Genomic DNA, 16,197 nt, shown 5'->3' on the forward strand with positions numbered 1-16,197 from the left:
TCGAGATATGATTACATTTAGATTTATATATTTTGGAGGAGATGTAAAGTTGAAAAAAAATAAAAGAAAACATATAAATGCAATGTTAGTGGCTGCGACATTATCGTTGCCGTTTGCGGTTTATGCAACACCGGTCTTAGCGGCTACTGCTGCTACAGAGAATATGGCTGCACAAAGTCCAAAAAAGCATGTTTTTGATGCGGTAATTAAGGCTTATAAAGATAACTCAAATGAAGAGTCATATGCAACTGTATATATAAAAGATCCAAAGCTGACGATTGAAAATGGGAAAAGAATAATTACAGCAACATTAAAAGATAGTGATTTCTTTGACTATCTGAAAGTCGAAGATAGTAAAGAGCCAGGTGTCTTCCATGATGTAAAGGTGCTTTCAGAAGATAAAAGAAAACATGGAACGAAAGTTATACAATTCGAAGTAGGTGAGTTAGGAAAAAGATATAATATGCAAATGCATATTTTAATTCCCACTTTAGGGTACGATAAGGAATTCAAAATTCAGTTTGAAGTAAATATGCGTACATTTGTAGAAAGCGATATAGAAGAGGATGAAGAAGAACAAATTGAAGATACACAAAATATCATACGTGATAAACGATTACAACAAGTAATTAATAAAAATGTATTAAATAGAAAAGATGTAAATGAACCTATATTTGAAGAAGATTTAAAAGAAATTAAAGAGTTAAATATATATGCAGGTCAAGGAATTGAGAGTCTAAAAGGATTAGAGTATATGGAAAATCTAGAAAGACTAATAATACAAGGGTCTGATGTACGAAATATAGCTCCTATTTCACAGCTAAAACGTTTAAAAGTAGTTGATCTATCTTTTAATAAAATAGAAAATGTCGAGCCGCTTGTAAACTTAGAAAGACTGGATATATTAGAGCTACAAAATAATAGAATTGCTGACATTACTCCACTGAGTCAACTTAAAAAGGTTAGAACAATTAACTTATCAGGTAATAAAATTAGTGATATAAAGCCTTTATATAATGTTTCTTCTTTAAGAAAGCTATATGTAAGTAATAATAAGATTACTGATCTTACAGGCATTGAGCAAATGAATAAGTTAGGGACATTAGGGGTAGGAAGTAATGGGCTTGTAAATATTGAACCAATTAGTAAGATGAGTGGCATTGTGGAACTTGATCTTCAAAAAAATGATATTAAAGATATTACATCACTATCTAAACTAGCTGGCTTACAATCACTTAATTTAGAAGAAAACTATGTTTCGGATGTATCACCAATTAGTAATTTGAACAATTTATATGATTTAAAACTTGCGACAAATGAGATTCGTGATATAAGACCTATTCATGAATTAGGAAAACGAATTAAGATTGATGCTCAAAGACAAAAAGTCTTTTTAGATGAAGCCTACATGAATGAAGAAGTGAAAATTCCTGTATATGATTTAAATGGGACAGCACTTCAAAATATTGAGTGGAAGAGTGAAGGCGGAAGTATTACGACCGGAGCAATAAAGTGGAATAGCCTTGGAGAAAAAACGTATGAATTTAAGATGGATACTGGCGAAAGTAAGATAAGGTTCCAAGGAAGGGTAATACAAAATATCGTTGAAAAACGAGAAGAGAGTTCGAACGTAATTCAAGATATGAAACTAAGACAATACATGAATAAACATAATTTTGAACGTAAAAATGTAAATACACCTATAACGAAAGAAGATTTATTAACAGTTAAGGCTTTGAAAATTACGGATGGGAAAAAAGAGGGCATAACAGATTTTTCTGGATTAGAATTAATGACAAATATGGAAGAATTGACATTACAAAATGTTAATATGAAAAATGTGGAATTTATCTCAGGTTTGAGAAATTTGAAGTCAGTAGATTTATCCTATAATCAAATTGAAGATATTAAACCACTTCATTCATTAGAGAATCTTGAAAAATTAAATATTAGCAATAACAGTATAAAAAATGTTCCCGAACTATTTAAGATGCAGAAATTAAAAACTCTAGACCTATCAAATAATAAACTGGATAATGCTGCTTTGGATGGAATTCATCAATTGGAAAATCTAGATGCATTGTTAGTAAATAATAATGAAATCAATAATTTAGATGAGATTAGCAAAGTTAGCAAATTGAATAAGCTTGAAATGATGGGCAATAAAGTACGAGATATTTCTCCATTAGCTAGCTTGAAAAACTTACAGTGGTTAAATTTATCTGATAATAAGATTAAAGATATCTCTACTTTATCTTCTATGCTTGATTTACTTAGCTTGAAATTAGCTGGAAATGAGATTCGTGATGTACGACCGGTCATTCAATTGGCTCAATGGATAACAGTTGATATTAAAAACCAAAAAATTGTTTTAGAAGATGGACAAATGAATCAAGAAATCCAAATTCCTATCTACGATTTAGAGGGAGAAATCTTCGAAGATATTGAACTGAAGAGTGAAGACGGTATCGTTACCGATAGAGGAACAGTCGTATGGAAAACCCCAGGAGAAAAAGTTTATGCATTCTCCTTAAACGGAAATTATCACGGTCTATCTCTATTATTCAGTGGTACGGTTATGCAAAATATAGTAGCGAAAGAAGAACCGAAAGAAGAACCGAAAGAACCAACACCAGAAGTTGAAGGACCGAAAGAAGAGCCAAAAGAACCAACAAAAGAAGAAGTAAAAGAACCAACAAAAGAAGTAGAAGAACCGAAAGAAGAAGTAAAAGAACCAACAAAAGAAGTAGAAGAACCGAAAGAAGAAGTAAAAGAACCAGTAAAAGAAGTTGAAGAACCGAAAGAAGAGCCAAAAGAACCAACAAAAGAAGTTGAAAAAACGAAAGAAGAGCCAAAAGAACCAACAAAAGAAGTTGAAGAACCGAAAGAAGAAGTAAAAGAACCAACAGCGGAAGTTGAAGAACCAAAAGAAGAAGTGAAAGAACCAACAACAGGAGTTGAAGGATCGAAAGTCGAGGTAAAAGAACCGGCAAAAGAAGTTGAAGGTTCAAAAGACGCAGTAAATCAATCCGCAGTAGTTCAAGAACAAAACGTGAATAATCAAGTTGTGGCAGAAAAAGTAGTAGCGAATCAAAGTGTGAAAGAAAATAAACCAGTTGTTACTAAGAAAGAAGGAAGTAAGAAATCACTAGGAGCAACAGGTGGGCAAGAAAATAATGTATCTTTATTTGGTGGCTTAGCATTAGTTCTTTCAGCATTAAGTATGTTTGTATTTAGAAAGAAATTATTTAAGAAATAAAAACGTATTATCTTGCTATAACGTAAAATAATTATATGATTTTTTGAGAAGACATTATTATGGCGATTTCATTTTGAAATATGCTTATGATAATGTCTTTTTTTAAGGATATAAATGGAAAAAGTGTAAATGTATTAGAGAAGGAGGAGAGGTTATGCATGTTAGTTCTATTTTGAAAATTGAAGAGGTGGCAGCATTTATTGCGAATATGAATAGAGATGCTACTCATCATGTTGGTTATTGTGGAGATGAGAAAGAGGAGTTGTTACAGACAATTATTCATGATTTTTCGGATATAGGATGGGAACAATCTTTTGTTGCTACTTATGAGAATAATAATTTAATAGGTGTATTAGGATTTGATGTGGATGAAGTAAAAAAATGTGCAGAGATTTGGGGACCGTTTATTCTTTCAGCGAATTGGGAAGAAGTTGCTTTACATATGTGGAAGGAACTTATCGAAAAGGTGCCTTTTCATATTGAAAAGTTTTATGGTTTTTATCATGTGGAAAATAATAATTGTGCCCGCTTAATGAAGGATTTATATGCAAAAGAACAAGATCGACACAGTATTTTCAGTTTAAGCCATAGTATTGTGGAAGAACGTAGTATATGTAATGTAGAAGAAGCTTTACCAAAAGTATTTGAGCAGTTTATCTCTTTACACAATAATGCTTTTCCTAATACATATTATGAAGGAAATGAAATTATCGAACGTTTAAGTGATACGAATAAATTATTTGTAAGTATGAAGAATGATAAGTTAGAAGGTTACGTATATGTTGAAGTAAATCCGGAGTTTCAAGAAGCGAATATCGAATTCATTGCAAGTGCTGAAAATAGTAGAAGAAAAGGTGTCGGAGAGCGGTTATTACAAGCTGCTATTCGGTATATTTTCTCGTTCCACGGGATGAGAGAGATAGAGTTATGTTTGAATACGAATAATGATCGTGCGATGAAGTTGTACAAGAAAGTAGGTTTTGAGGAGAAAGCATGTTTACAACACTATATAATAGAGTAAAAACCCATTCGTATGAAGATTATAATTCATACGAATGGGTTTTATTTAATTTACTTTGCCGCCCTCAGTAATAACGGATTCAGGTACTAATCGTTACATAACTTTTTTTATTTTTTTCGGAACTTCTTTCGTTTGCGAATTAACATCTTCTTTTCGCAGCTCTTTAAAGAGCGAAGCAACCATAAGAACGACTACGATAGAAAATGGTAGTGCTGCGATTATAGCTGCAATTTGTAGTGCATTTAATCCTCCAGCTTGTAATAAAAGAGCTGCAATGATCGCGATTGTTAATCCCCATATAAGTTTTAAACTATTTTTCGGTGATAAGCTTCCGTTACTCGTTTGCATTGAAACAACAAACGTTGCCGAGTCGGCAGAAGTAACGAAAAATGTGGCTACTAAAATTAACCCGATAACCGTTAAAAATGTAGAGAATGGTAGGTGTGAAATAACAGCAAATAATCCAATCTCTGTACCGTTTTTTGCAATTTCATCAGCTATTCCAAGCGATTGGAACATTTCCATATGGATAGCCGTACCGCCAAATACTGCAAACCAAAATGTACATATAAGAGTTGGGACTAATACAACTCCAATAATAAATTCTTTTATTGTGCGCCCTTTAGAAATACGAGCGATGAATGTACCGACGAATGGAGACCAAGAGATCCACCATCCCCAATAGAAAATAGTCCAGTTTTCAATCCAAGAAGAAGATTTTTCATTAAATGCTCCTAAATTTAATCCCATACTAGGTAAAGCTCCGATATAAGAACCGAGTGTAGATGTGAAATATTTCATAATAAATACAGTTGGTCCTAAAAGTAAAAAGGAGATGAGTAATATACCTGCAAGAGAGAAATTTAAGTTACTCAAATATTTAATCCCACGATCTAAGCCCGTTTGTGCGCTTGTTAAATATAAAACAGCGAAGATGGCGATAAGTACGAGCTGTGTAAGTAAAGTGTTATGAATAGAAGGGAATAAATAGCTTAATCCTCCGGCGATTTGTTGAGCACCAATCCCAACAGATGGCACAATACCGAATACTGTGGCTAAAACAGCTAAAATATCGACTGTTTTTCCGATAGGAGAATTTTTCGATCGATTAAATAATGGAGTAACTGCAGCCCCAATTGTGCTACCTTTTTGTTTGCGGAATGTGAAATATGCAATTGTTAAAGCAACCATTGCGTATAGTGACCATGGAAAGAGACCCCAGTGGAAAAATGAATATTGCATAGCGAGCTTGGCGCTTTCCTCTGTACCTGCGTTTCCTGTTAATGGATCTGTAAAATGTGAAATTGGTTCAGCGATTCCATAAAAGAGGAGTCCAATTCCCATTCCTGCTCCAAACAACATGGATAGCCAAGATGGATAACTATACTTTGGTTTTTCTCCATCTTTACCAAGACGAATAGAACCGTACTTAGAAAATGCTAAATAAGTGGCTAAAATAATCATTGCGGTCATAAGTAGAGAGTAAAACCATCCAAATTTATTGAGGATAAATGAATTTAAGGAAGATGTAACACTTTGTAAATCATAGCCTTGTATCCAACTTGCCGGGGTAATTCCCCATATGATGAATAATGTTGTTAGCAAGATGGAGATATAAAATACACTGTTCTCTTTTTTTATCATAGAATCCCACCCTTGTTTAATAAAGTTAACAATTATATTAATCATAACAATTAAAGGTTGAATTGTCAAAAAATTCTCTTTTTGACACGTGTGAAGGGACTGTTTAATTGCTATAGATTCATAACTATTGGAGGTTAGATAAAGGGAAGGTTGTTCACGATTTGTACAAAATGTAAGAAGAAATAATATGAAATATTGCATTTTATATTGTTGTATATAGATTTTATGTTAAATTCGTGAATGGAATATTTGAATAGGGGGCAAGGATATGAACAAGAAATCAACAATTAATAAAGTAATGCTTAGCATTAGTACAATGGCTCTATCACTGGGGGCAATTCAAACTCACGTATCAGCAGAAGAAAAGGTGCCATATAATGTATTGCATTCGAGACCGGTTGGAATTGAAAAGCCAGTAGATGAGATTGGGCACGTTTCTAAAGCTGAGGAGACATTATCGTTTAAAGAACGGTTACAAGTAGGAGACTTCTCGCAGCGACCAGCATCTATTATGAAGAGCTCAGAAGTTAAGCAAGTTAAAGAAAGTTATTCAATGGCTGATTTAAACAAAATGAATAATCAAGAATTGGTTGAAACACTAGGAAGTATTAAATGGAATCAAATTACAGACTTATTCCAGTTCAATGAAGATGCAAAGGCTTTTTATAAAGACAAAGGGAAAATGCAAGCGGTTATAGATGAATTAACTCACCGAGGTAGTACGTTTACGAAAGATGATTCAAAAGGAATTCAAACGTTTACGGAAGTGTTACGTTCAGCTTTTTATCTTGCATTTTACAATAATGAATTAAGCGATTTAAATGAGAGAAGCTTCCAGGATAAATGTTTACCTGCTTTAAAAGCAATTGCAACCAATCCAAACTTTAAGCTTGGTACATATGAGCAAGATTCAGTCGTATCTGCATACGGTAAATTAATCAGCAATGCTTCAAGTGATGTAGAAACGGTTCAATACGCAGCTAATATTTTAAAACAATACAATGATAATCTTCGTACGTATGTAGACGATCGTATGAAAGGACAAGCTGTATACGATATGATGCAAGGTATTGATTATGATATGCAATCTTATTTATTTGAAACTCGTAAAGAGGCAAAAGATACAATGTGGTATGGGAAAGTAGATGGGTTTATTAATGAAATAAATCGTATCGCTCTTCTAAATGAAGTAACATCAGAAAACAAGTGGCTCGTTAATAATGGAATTTATTTCGCTAGTCGTTTAGGGAAGTTTCATAGTAATCCTAATAAAGGATTAGAGGTTGTTACACAAGCAATGCATATGTACCCGCGTTTAAGTGAGTCATATTTTGTTGCAGTAGAACAAATTACAACAAATTATAACGGGAAAGATTATAGCGGGAATACAGTAGAGTTAGAGAAAATACGTAAAGAAGGAAAAGAACAGTACTTACCAAAAACGTATACATTTGACGATGGATCTATCGTATTTAAAACAGGGGATAAAGTATCAGAAGAAAAAATTAAGAGACTATACTGGGCTGCAAAGGAAGTAAAAGCACAGTATCATCGTGTAATTGGAAATGACAAAGCGTTAGAGCCAGGCAATGCAGATGATGTATTAACGATAGTAATTTATAACAGTCCAGAGGAGTATCAGTTAAACAGACAACTGTATGGATATGAAACAAACAACGGTGGAATTTATATTGAAGAAACAGGAACATTCTTTACATATGAGCGTACGCCAGAGCAAAGTATTTATAGTTTAGAAGAGTTATTCCGTCATGAGTTTACTCATTATCTTCAAGGTAGATTTGAAGTGCCAGGTTTATTCGGAAGAGGGGATATGTATCAAAATGAGAGATTAACTTGGTTCCAAGAAGGAAATGCAGAATTTTTCGCAGGATCTACTCGTACAAATAATGTAGTACCGAGAAAGAGCATTATTAGTGGATTATCATCTGATCCTGCAAGCCGTTATACAGCAGAGCGCACATTATTTGCTAAATATGGTTCTTGGGATTTCTATAATTACTCATTCGCATTGCAGTCTTATTTATATACACATCAATTTGAAACATTTGATAAAATTCAAGATTTAATTCGTGCAAATGACGTGAAAAATTATGATGTATATCGTGAAAAGCTAAGTAAAGATTCTAAACTAAATAAAGAGTATCAAGATTATATGCAACAGCTAATTGATAATCAAGATAAATATAATGTGCCGGAAGTAGCAAATGATTATTTAGCTGAACATGCACCGAAATCACTAACAGCAGTAGAGAAAGAAATTAGTGATACGATGCCTATGAAAGATGGGAAAATGAAAAAACATAGCTCACAATTCTTTAATACATTTACATTAGAAGGTACGTATACGGGTAGTGCAACAAAAGGTGAGGCAGAAGACTGGAATGCAATGAGTAAGAAAGTAAATGAAGCACTAGAACAACTGGCACAAAAAGAATGGAGTGGCTACAAAACTATTACAGCATACTTCGTCAATTACCGTGTGAATAGCTCAAAGCAATTTGAATATGATGTAGTCTTCCACGGTATCGCAAAAGATGACGGAGAAAATAAAGCTCCAACAGTTAATATAAATGGGCCTTATAACGGACTTGTAAAAGAAGGTATTCGATTTAAAAGTGATGGATCAAATGATGAAGATGGAAAAATCGTTTCTTATTTATGGGAATTTGGTGATGGAAGCACAAGTGCAGAAGTTAATCCAGTACATGCGTATGAAAGAGAAGGAACTTATAAAGTAGCGTTAAGAGTAAAAGATGATAAAGGTAAAGAGAGCAGAAGCGAAACAACTGTTACGATTAAAGATGGAAGTTTAACAGAATCAGAACCAAATAATCGTCCAGAGGAAGCAAATCGTATTGGGCTAAACACTACTATAAAAGGTAGCCTTATCGGCGGAGATCACACTGATGTTTATACATTTAATGTAGCATCAGCGAAAGATATCGATATTTCCGTTTTAAATGAGTATGGAATCGGGATGACATGGGTACTTCACCATGAATCAGATATGCAAAATTATGCAGCTTACGGTCAAGCGAACGGAAATCATATAGAAGCAAAATTTGGTGCAAAACCAGGTAAGTATTATTTGTATGTATATAAATATGATAATGGCGATGGAACGTACGAATTATCAGTAAAATAAGTGCTTTTCCAATGTATGTTTAACTTTACTTTTTGTGGAAAATAGTATATTATATAGATATATAATATATCGGTTATTTACTAGGAGGAGCCTGTCACAATAGGTTTCTCCTGTTCTTTTTTAGGGGCCTGTCTTACAGGCTTTTCTTTAAAGGATAAATAACTGAAAATTAAGAACTATAATCTTTGAAAGAGGTGGGGCATACACATAACAAAAAAGGATTGTTTAAGAGAGGGGGATAAGAAATGGCTTTGTTTGGTTATCCACTTGAAACAATTTATTTATACGGATTTATTATTGCTACTATACTCACTGTTATTTATATCTTTTTTGGAGATATATTTGAATCCATATTTAGTTTTGGAGGCGGATCTGTATCCGTTGTTACTTTATTACTTAGTTTTTTCGCCATGTTATGTGGACTTAGTTATATAGGAGAATATTTATTTTCCTTTAATAGCATTCTTATTTTGGGGGCTGCATTTGCTATATCCTTTATTGGTGTTTTCATAATGAAAATATTAATTTTAAAGCCAATCGCAGAAGCAGAACAAAACACTGTGCAGCGTATGGATGAATTCATTGGTTGTAAGGGAGAGGTCATTACGACTATTCCTACAGAAGGATTTGGTGAAGTATTAATTTCCTCCCAATTTGGAAACAATGCAATCCTAGCTAAAACAGTTGGAAAGAAAGATATTTCACAAGGAACTGAAGTTATTATAGAGGGAGTCCAAGATGGTGTTTTGCTTGTACAGAACATCGCTTATTCTTTAAAGAAACCAAAATTATAAGGGGGAATTTACATGACGATTCCATTAATTATCGGTGGAGTATTACTCGCAATTTTAATTCTACTCATTTTAGTATTCATTACAAAGTATCGAACAGTTGGACCAGATGAAGCATTAATTGTTACTGGAAACTGGCTTGGTGGCGGGAAAAATGTAGTTACCACTGATGATGGAAAGAAGATTAAGATTATTCGTGGTGGCGGTACTTTCGTAGTTCCGATTATGCAAAGAGCAGAGCCTTTAAGTCTATTAAACTACAAGTTAGAAGTAGGAACACGTGATACGTATACGAAACAAGGTGTACCGATTACAGTAAACGGTGTTTCTATTATTAAAGTAGGATCTACCATTGAAGAAGTTTCTACAGCCGCTGAACAATATTTAGGAAAAGAAACAGAAGAGTTGAAAATAGAAGCAAAAGAGGTTTTAGAAGGGCATCTACGTGCTATCTTATCTTCTATGACAGTAGAAGATGCGTATAGTAATAGAGAGCAATTTGCTCAAAAGGTGCATGAAGTAGCTTCTACAGATTTAAAGAAAATGGGTCTTCGCATCGTTTCCTTTACAATTAAAGAAATCATGGATAAGAACGGTTATTTAGATGCACTTGGTCAGCCGCAAATTGCGACAGTTAAGCGTGATGCAACTATTGCGAATGCAGAGCGTGAAAAAGAAGCTCGTATTGAAAAAGCTCGTGCTGAAAAAGAAGCGAAAGAAGCTGAATACCAACGTGATGCCCAAATCGCTGAAGCTGAAAAACATAAAGAGTTAAAAGTACAATCTTATAAGAGAGAGCAAGAACAAGCTCGTGCAGATGCGGATCTTTCTTACGAATTACAACAAGCGAAAGCGCAACAAGGTGTTACAGAAGAGCAAATGCGCGTTAAAATCATTGAGCGTGAGAAACAAATTGAATTAGAAGAAAAAGAGATTGCGCGTCGTGAAAAGCAATACGATGCAGAAGTAAAGAAAAAAGCAGATGCAGATCGCTATGCTGTTGAGCAATCAGCGGAAGCAGAGAAAGTAAAACAAATTAAAAAGGCAGATGCGGATCAATATAAGATTGAAGCTGAAGCGAGAGCTCGTGCAGAAGAAGTACGTGTAGAAGGTTTAGCGAAAGCGGAAATCGAAAAAGCGCAAGGTCAAGCAAAAGCAGAAGTACAAAAAGCACAAGGTACAGCGGAAGCAGATGTTATTAGGTTAAAAGGTTTAGCAGAAGCAGAAGCGAAACAAAAAATTGCAGAGGCATTTGAGTTATATGGCCAAGCGGCAATTATGGATATGGTTCTTAACATGCTTCCAAGTTATGCGAAGGAAGTTGCAAGCCCACTTAGCAACATTGATAAAATTACAGTTGTCGATACAGGCGGCGGTGGTAAAAATAGCGGTGCCGGAAAAGTTGCAGGTTATGCGACTGATTTAATGGCAACGATGCAAGAAACATTAAAGGCTTCTTCTGGCATTGACTTAAAAGAGTTATTAGAAGGATTTGCTGGAAAAGGAGCAGTACAACAATTATCAAACGATAAACCTGTTGTATCTGTAGTAGAAGATGAGAAAAAAGAAGTAGCAAAAGATAAAGAATAGCAAAGTGAAGAACCTCTAGTAAGTGAGATACTAGAGGTTCTTCTGTGAATTATAATATTTCGAATAATATACATTTTTATATATTGTTTTAATTATATAAATTATATAGAATGAAAAAGGTATGTATCAACTCTTCAATAGAGAAAGATATAGAGAGTCACATTGATACATTTAAATCGTAAGATTTATATAAAGAAATTAAATGTAAGGCAATTACATTTAAAACGGTATGGAGGGGTAGAAACATGTTTCAAGGAAAATTAAGGAGTAGTAGCTTAAAAGCAAAGTTACTTGTATCATTTGTTATCATTTTAATTCTTCCAAGTATTGTAATTGGTTGGACGTCTTATCAACAAGCGAAGACAAATTTTAATGAAACGATTTCACAATCGGCGAAAGATAATATAAAAATTTTGGATAATGTAATTAATAAAGAATTGGATAGTAAAAAAGTAGATGCAGTTTATTTTACGAAGTTATTTACACAATCAAGTTACCAAGCGGATCAAATACAAAATATCCAAAATAAACTAGAAGAATATAATAAGTTACATCCAGAACTGGAGGCCATCTATACTGGAACCAGCAATGGGCAGTTTATTCAATCACCGTCTATTCAAATGCCAGAAGGATATAATCCTACAGAAAGAGATTGGTATAAAGAGGCAGCGAAAAAAAGTGGAGAAGTAATTATTACAGCTCCATATAAATCAAAAACGACAGGAAATATTGTTATTACAATAGCAAAACAAAATGAGGATAAGAGCGGTGTTCTCGGTATTGATTTAATTATTAATGATATCGTAAACACTTCGAAGATGGTTAATATCGGTAAAAGTGGATATGTAGCAATTTTTGATCAAGATAAAAATGTAGTAGCGCATCCAACGATGAAGCCAGGGGATAAGGTAGAAGAGAAGCTTGAAAAAAAGTTGTATAAACAAGAAATAGGTGATTTTAATTTCACATTAGATGGTGAAGAGCGCCATATCACTTTTAAAACAAATAAGATAACTGGATGGAAAATAGCAGGAATTATGCCTTCAAAAGAAATTATTGAAGCAGCTGAACCTATTTTCTATAAAACGATAACTGTTATTGGTATTTCATTAATAATTGGTGGGATTTTAATTTACTTCATCATTGCTTCTATTATTAATCCGTTAAAACAACTTGTTATATCATCGAAAAAGATTAGTGAAGGCGATTTAACAGAATCCATTACAGTTCATTCTAAGGATGAAATTGGACAGCTAGGAGAAAGCTTTAACGAGATGGCAGCATCATTACAGAAGGTCATTTCTAATATAAATACTTCAGCAAGTCATGTAGCGGCATCTTCAGAAGAATTAACAGCTAGTATGAAGCAGACGAGTGAAGCGACGGAACAAATTACACAAGCGATAGAGCAAGTGTCGAGTGGAGCGGAAATACAAACGAAAGAAGTTGAAGAAGGCGCAACATTATTAGAAGAAGTTACAGAAGGAATTCAGCGTGTTGCAGATAGTTCTTCATTAGTATCCACAGCATCTATGTATACGAAGAAAAAGGCTGAAGATGGTGGGAAGTTAGTTGAACAAACTGTGAATCAAATGCAATTAATCCATGAGTCTGTTTCACAATCTGATAAAGTGATTGTGTTGTTAGATGATAAATCGAAACAAATTGGAGCAATCCTTGAGGTAATTCAACATATTGCAGAGCAGACAAATTTACTAGCATTAAATGCTGCAATTGAGGCTGCGAGAGCTGGAGAGCAAGGAAGAGGATTTGCAATTGTAGCAGATGAGGTGCGAAAGTTAGCAGAACAATCGGGACAGTCTTCTACGGAAATTGGAAAACTAGTAAAAGAGATACAATTTGACATAAAAGAGACAGTAAGTTCTATGAAGCAAGTTGGAACAGAAGTACAATCAGGACTTGTAGTTGCAAATGAAACGAAGCAAAGCTTTGCTGAAATATTGAAGTCTACAGATGATACAGTTGTACAAATTGATAGTATGGTAGAAGTAGCGGAACAAATGACAGTAGATGCAAAGCAAGTTAGTGCATCTATTAATGAAATTGCAGCTACGATTGAAGAAAATGCAGCAAGCGTTCAAAATATAGCTGGTTCTTCAGAAGAACAATTAGCTTCAGTAGATGAAATCAATGCAGCAGCAGTTCATTTATCGCAAATGGCAGAAGAATTACAAGAGATGATCGGGAAATTTAAAGTGTAATAAAAAATGTTAAGAAACGAGGTAGTAATTGTACTTCGTTTCTTTTTTTATCCCGCTATTTGTGGATTGATTAAAGTTTCGCTTTATGAAGATAAAAAATAAAGAAATATAGAGTAACCGTGTTATGATTAGGTGTAATTATAAAAGACTGTAAATTCATTAAATTCTATCTTTAATTATGTTAGGGGAATGGTTTTGAAATTTAAAAAGTTAAAACTACAACCGAGAATTACAATAACAATTAGTACGCTTATTCTAGTCGTACTTCTATTAACCAGTTATTTATTTTATTACATATTGTCTGAAACGGTAGAAGAGCAAATTGGGAAACGGGCTTTGCACGTTGCGAAAACAGTTGCTGCTATACCTGAAATAACGGAAGCTTTTCAAAAAGAAGATCCAGCTTCTATTATTCAGCCAATTGCAGAAAAAATTCGAATTGATACAGATGCTGATTTTATTGTAGTTGGAAACAAAGAGGGGATTCGATATGCACATCCTAAGCGAGATAAAATAGGAGAAGAAATGGTTGGTGGAGATAACGAAGGGGTTCTATTAGAAGGAAAATCATATGTTTCGAGAGCAACTGGATCATTAGGCCCTTCATTACGTGGCAAAGTTCCAATCCGTAATCAGGAAAATGAAATTATTGGCGTGGTGTCTGTTGGATTTTCAATGGATGATATTCATGGAGCGGTAGAAGTGTATGGAAAGCGTGTATTTTGGATTACAATAATCGGTCTTTTAATTGGAATAATTGGCTCTATATATTTAGCGGGAAGTATAAAAAGAATGATGTTTGGGATGGAGCCAGAAGAAATTTCATCTTTATATGAAGAGCATAGTACAGTGATTCAATCTGTACGTGAAGGGATTATTGTTATTGATCAAAATGGCATGATTAGTTTAGTCAATCAAGCGGCTTATGATATTCTTTCGCTAGATAGACAACGAAATATTATTGGAGAATTTATTTTAAATGTAATTCCTAATTCAACAATACTAGATGTATTTCAAACTGGAGAAGAACAGTTTGATCGTCAATTAAATATAAAAGGGCAGGCTGTGATTGCGAACCGTCTACCTATTAAAGTAAAGAATAAAGTAACTGGCGTTGTATCGAGCTTGCGTTTGAAATCTGAAATGGATCAATTAACAGCAGAATTATCTCAGACGAAGCAATATACAGAGGCATTACGAGCGCAAACACATGAATATAACAATTTGTTGTATACGCTTTCAGGTCTTATTCAGTTAGAATCATATGAGGATGCTTTAGAACTTATTCATAAGGAAACAGCGGTATATCAAGATTTTGTTCAATTTATTATGAAGCGAATTCAAAATCCATGGTTAGGTGGGATTTTAATTGGATTCTATAATAGAGCAAGAGAGTTAAAGATTGATTTTATGCTAGATCGAGAAAGTAGCTTAGACAAATTAAGCCCGCACATTGAGAGTAATTATGTCGTTTCTATTTTAGGAAATTTAATTACGAATGCATTTGAAGCGATTGAAAGAAATGAAGAGAATGATAAGAAGGTAAGAATGTTTGTAACTGATATCGGAGAAGAAATAGTAATTGAAGTAGAAGATTCAGGACAAGGGATTCATGATGAAGTCATTACTAGTATATTTTATAAAGGATTCTCGACGAAAGAGGGCGGGAAGCGAGGATATGGATTGGCAAAAGTGAAAGAGTTGGTAGAAGATTTAAATGGAAGTATTGCAATCGAAAAAGGGGATTTAGGTGGTGCATTATTTATTATCGCATTACCAAAAGAGAGAGGCGAATTGTAATGGGTGAGGAGATTGAAGTATTGATTGTAGAAGATGATATTCGAATTGCGGACATTCATCGTCGTTTTACTGAAAAAGTTGAGGGATTTAAAGTAATTGGAACAGCGACGACTGGAGAACAAGCGAAAGAATGGCTAGATCTTGTGAAGCCGCAGCTCGTTTTATTAGACGTGTATTTACCTGATATGCAAGGAACGGAACTTGTCACATATATTAGGCGCAATTTACATGATACAGATATTATTATGATTACAGCCGCATCGGAAACAGATGTAGTGAGGCACGCTTTACGAGGCGGAGTAACAGATTATATCGTAAAGCCACTTATGTTTGATCGATTTAAAGCAAGTTTGGAAGGTTATCAAAAAAAGATTGTGCAGCTGAAGAAAAATAATCAATTATCTACAGAACAAATAGAATATTTATGGTCTCAAAGAGGCGTAAAGGGAAATGAAATAGAATATGCCCCGAAAGGGATCGATCCTTTAACTTTAGCAAAAATAAAAAAGCATATGTTAATAGTGAATGAAGAAGGAATTACAGCAGAAGTGTTAAGTACAATGGTAGGAGTAAGCCGGTCAACAGCGAGGCGCTATTTAGAGTATTTAATATCTGGAAAGAAAGTTCATGCGGAGCTTACATATGGGAGTGTAGGGAGACCAGAGAGACGGTATTTTCTTGTTTCTTCATAACAAAAAACAGTA

9 protein-coding genes and 1 pseudogene are annotated in these 16,197 nt (G+C 34.0%); 9 read left to right on the forward strand and 1 reads right to left on the reverse strand.

The features are described 5' to 3' along the window. Positions 1-49 precede the first annotated feature (49 nt). Both BAQ44_RS04080 and BAQ44_RS04085 read left to right on the forward strand, forming a co-directional pair. The gene (locus BAQ44_RS04080) at positions 50-3,259 is read left to right on the forward strand and encodes a leucine-rich repeat domain-containing protein (RefSeq protein ID WP_084669459.1); all 3,210 of its coding nucleotides are present in this window, start codon (positions 50-52) and stop codon (positions 3,257-3,259) included. Between the two features lie 154 nt (positions 3,260-3,413). Next, complete coding sequence (locus BAQ44_RS04085; protein WP_071720923.1) at positions 3,414-4,280, forward strand: GNAT family N-acetyltransferase; 867 nt, start codon at positions 3,414-3,416, stop codon at positions 4,278-4,280. 93 nt (positions 4,281-4,373) lie between these two features. Here the strand turns inward: BAQ44_RS04085 and opuD are convergent, their stop codons facing one another. Further along, on the reverse strand, positions 4,374-5,924 hold the full coding sequence (gene opuD, locus BAQ44_RS04090) for a glycine betaine transporter OpuD (RefSeq protein ID WP_071721056.1): 1,551 nt from the start codon (positions 5,922-5,924) through the stop codon (positions 4,374-4,376). Between the two features lie 268 nt (positions 5,925-6,192). Between opuD and colA the strand changes: the two genes are divergently transcribed. From colA to BAQ44_RS04120, 7 genes and pseudogenes are all read left to right on the forward strand, one after another. Next, positions 6,193-9,090: a collagenase ColA gene (colA, locus tag BAQ44_RS04095; protein WP_071720925.1), complete on the forward strand. Its 2,898-nt coding sequence runs from the start codon at positions 6,193-6,195 to the stop codon at positions 9,088-9,090. 245 nt (positions 9,091-9,335) lie between these two features. Continuing rightward, complete coding sequence (locus BAQ44_RS04100) at positions 9,336-9,884, forward strand: NfeD family protein (RefSeq protein ID WP_071720927.1); 549 nt, start codon at positions 9,336-9,338, stop codon at positions 9,882-9,884. A gap of 12 nt (positions 9,885-9,896) precedes the next feature. Further along, entirely contained in the window at positions 9,897-11,471 is a 1,575-nt protein-coding gene (gene floT / locus BAQ44_RS04105; protein WP_000155003.1) for a flotillin lipid rafts scaffold protein FloT, read from the forward strand. Positions 11,472-11,716: 245 nt separating this feature from the next. Beyond that, positions 11,717-12,751 (forward strand): annotated as a pseudogene (locus BAQ44_RS31745) (HAMP domain-containing protein); the annotation flags it as partial. A gap of 81 nt (positions 12,752-12,832) precedes the next feature. Continuing rightward, positions 12,833-13,693 carry a methyl-accepting chemotaxis protein gene (locus tag BAQ44_RS31750; protein WP_371399490.1) on the forward strand — a complete coding sequence of 287 codons (861 nt, stop codon included), beginning with the start codon at positions 12,833-12,835 and terminating at the stop codon, positions 13,691-13,693. Between the two features lie 189 nt (positions 13,694-13,882). Continuing rightward, the gene (locus BAQ44_RS04115; protein WP_080467863.1) at positions 13,883-15,493 is read left to right on the forward strand and encodes an ATP-binding protein; all 1,611 of its coding nucleotides are present in this window, start codon (positions 13,883-13,885) and stop codon (positions 15,491-15,493) included. Next, the gene (locus BAQ44_RS04120) at positions 15,493-16,185 is read left to right on the forward strand and encodes a response regulator (RefSeq protein WP_071720931.1); all 693 of its coding nucleotides are present in this window, start codon (positions 15,493-15,495) and stop codon (positions 16,183-16,185) included. Before BAQ44_RS04115 ends, BAQ44_RS04120 begins: the two co-directional genes overlap by 1 nt. Positions 16,186-16,197 lie beyond the last annotated feature (12 nt).

It is taken from the genome of Bacillus mobilis (assembly GCF_001884045.1).
Classification (GTDB): Bacteria; Bacillota; Bacilli; order Bacillales; family Bacillaceae_G; genus Bacillus_A; species Bacillus_A mobilis.

Bases quoted from the DNA above. Each gene is read 5' to 3' on its own strand.
- BAQ44_RS04085 (WP_071720923.1), top strand. From the start codon at position 3,414: ATGCATGTTAGTTCTATTTTGAAAATTGAAGAGGTGGCAGCATTTATT.
- opuD (WP_071721056.1), bottom strand. From the start codon at position 5,924: ATGATAAAAAAAGAGAACAGTGTATTTTATATCTCCATCTTGCTAACA.
- colA (WP_071720925.1), top strand. From the start codon at position 6,193: ATGAACAAGAAATCAACAATTAATAAAGTAATGCTTAGCATTAGTACA.
- BAQ44_RS04100 (WP_071720927.1), top strand. From the start codon at position 9,336: ATGGCTTTGTTTGGTTATCCACTTGAAACAATTTATTTATACGGATTT.
- floT (WP_000155003.1), top strand. From the start codon at position 9,897: ATGACGATTCCATTAATTATCGGTGGAGTATTACTCGCAATTTTAATT.
- BAQ44_RS31750 (WP_371399490.1), top strand. From the start codon at position 12,833: ATGAAGCAGACGAGTGAAGCGACGGAACAAATTACACAAGCGATAGAG.
- BAQ44_RS04115 (WP_080467863.1), top strand. From the start codon at position 13,883: ATGGTTTTGAAATTTAAAAAGTTAAAACTACAACCGAGAATTACAATA.
- BAQ44_RS04120 (WP_071720931.1), top strand. From the start codon at position 15,493: ATGGGTGAGGAGATTGAAGTATTGATTGTAGAAGATGATATTCGAATT.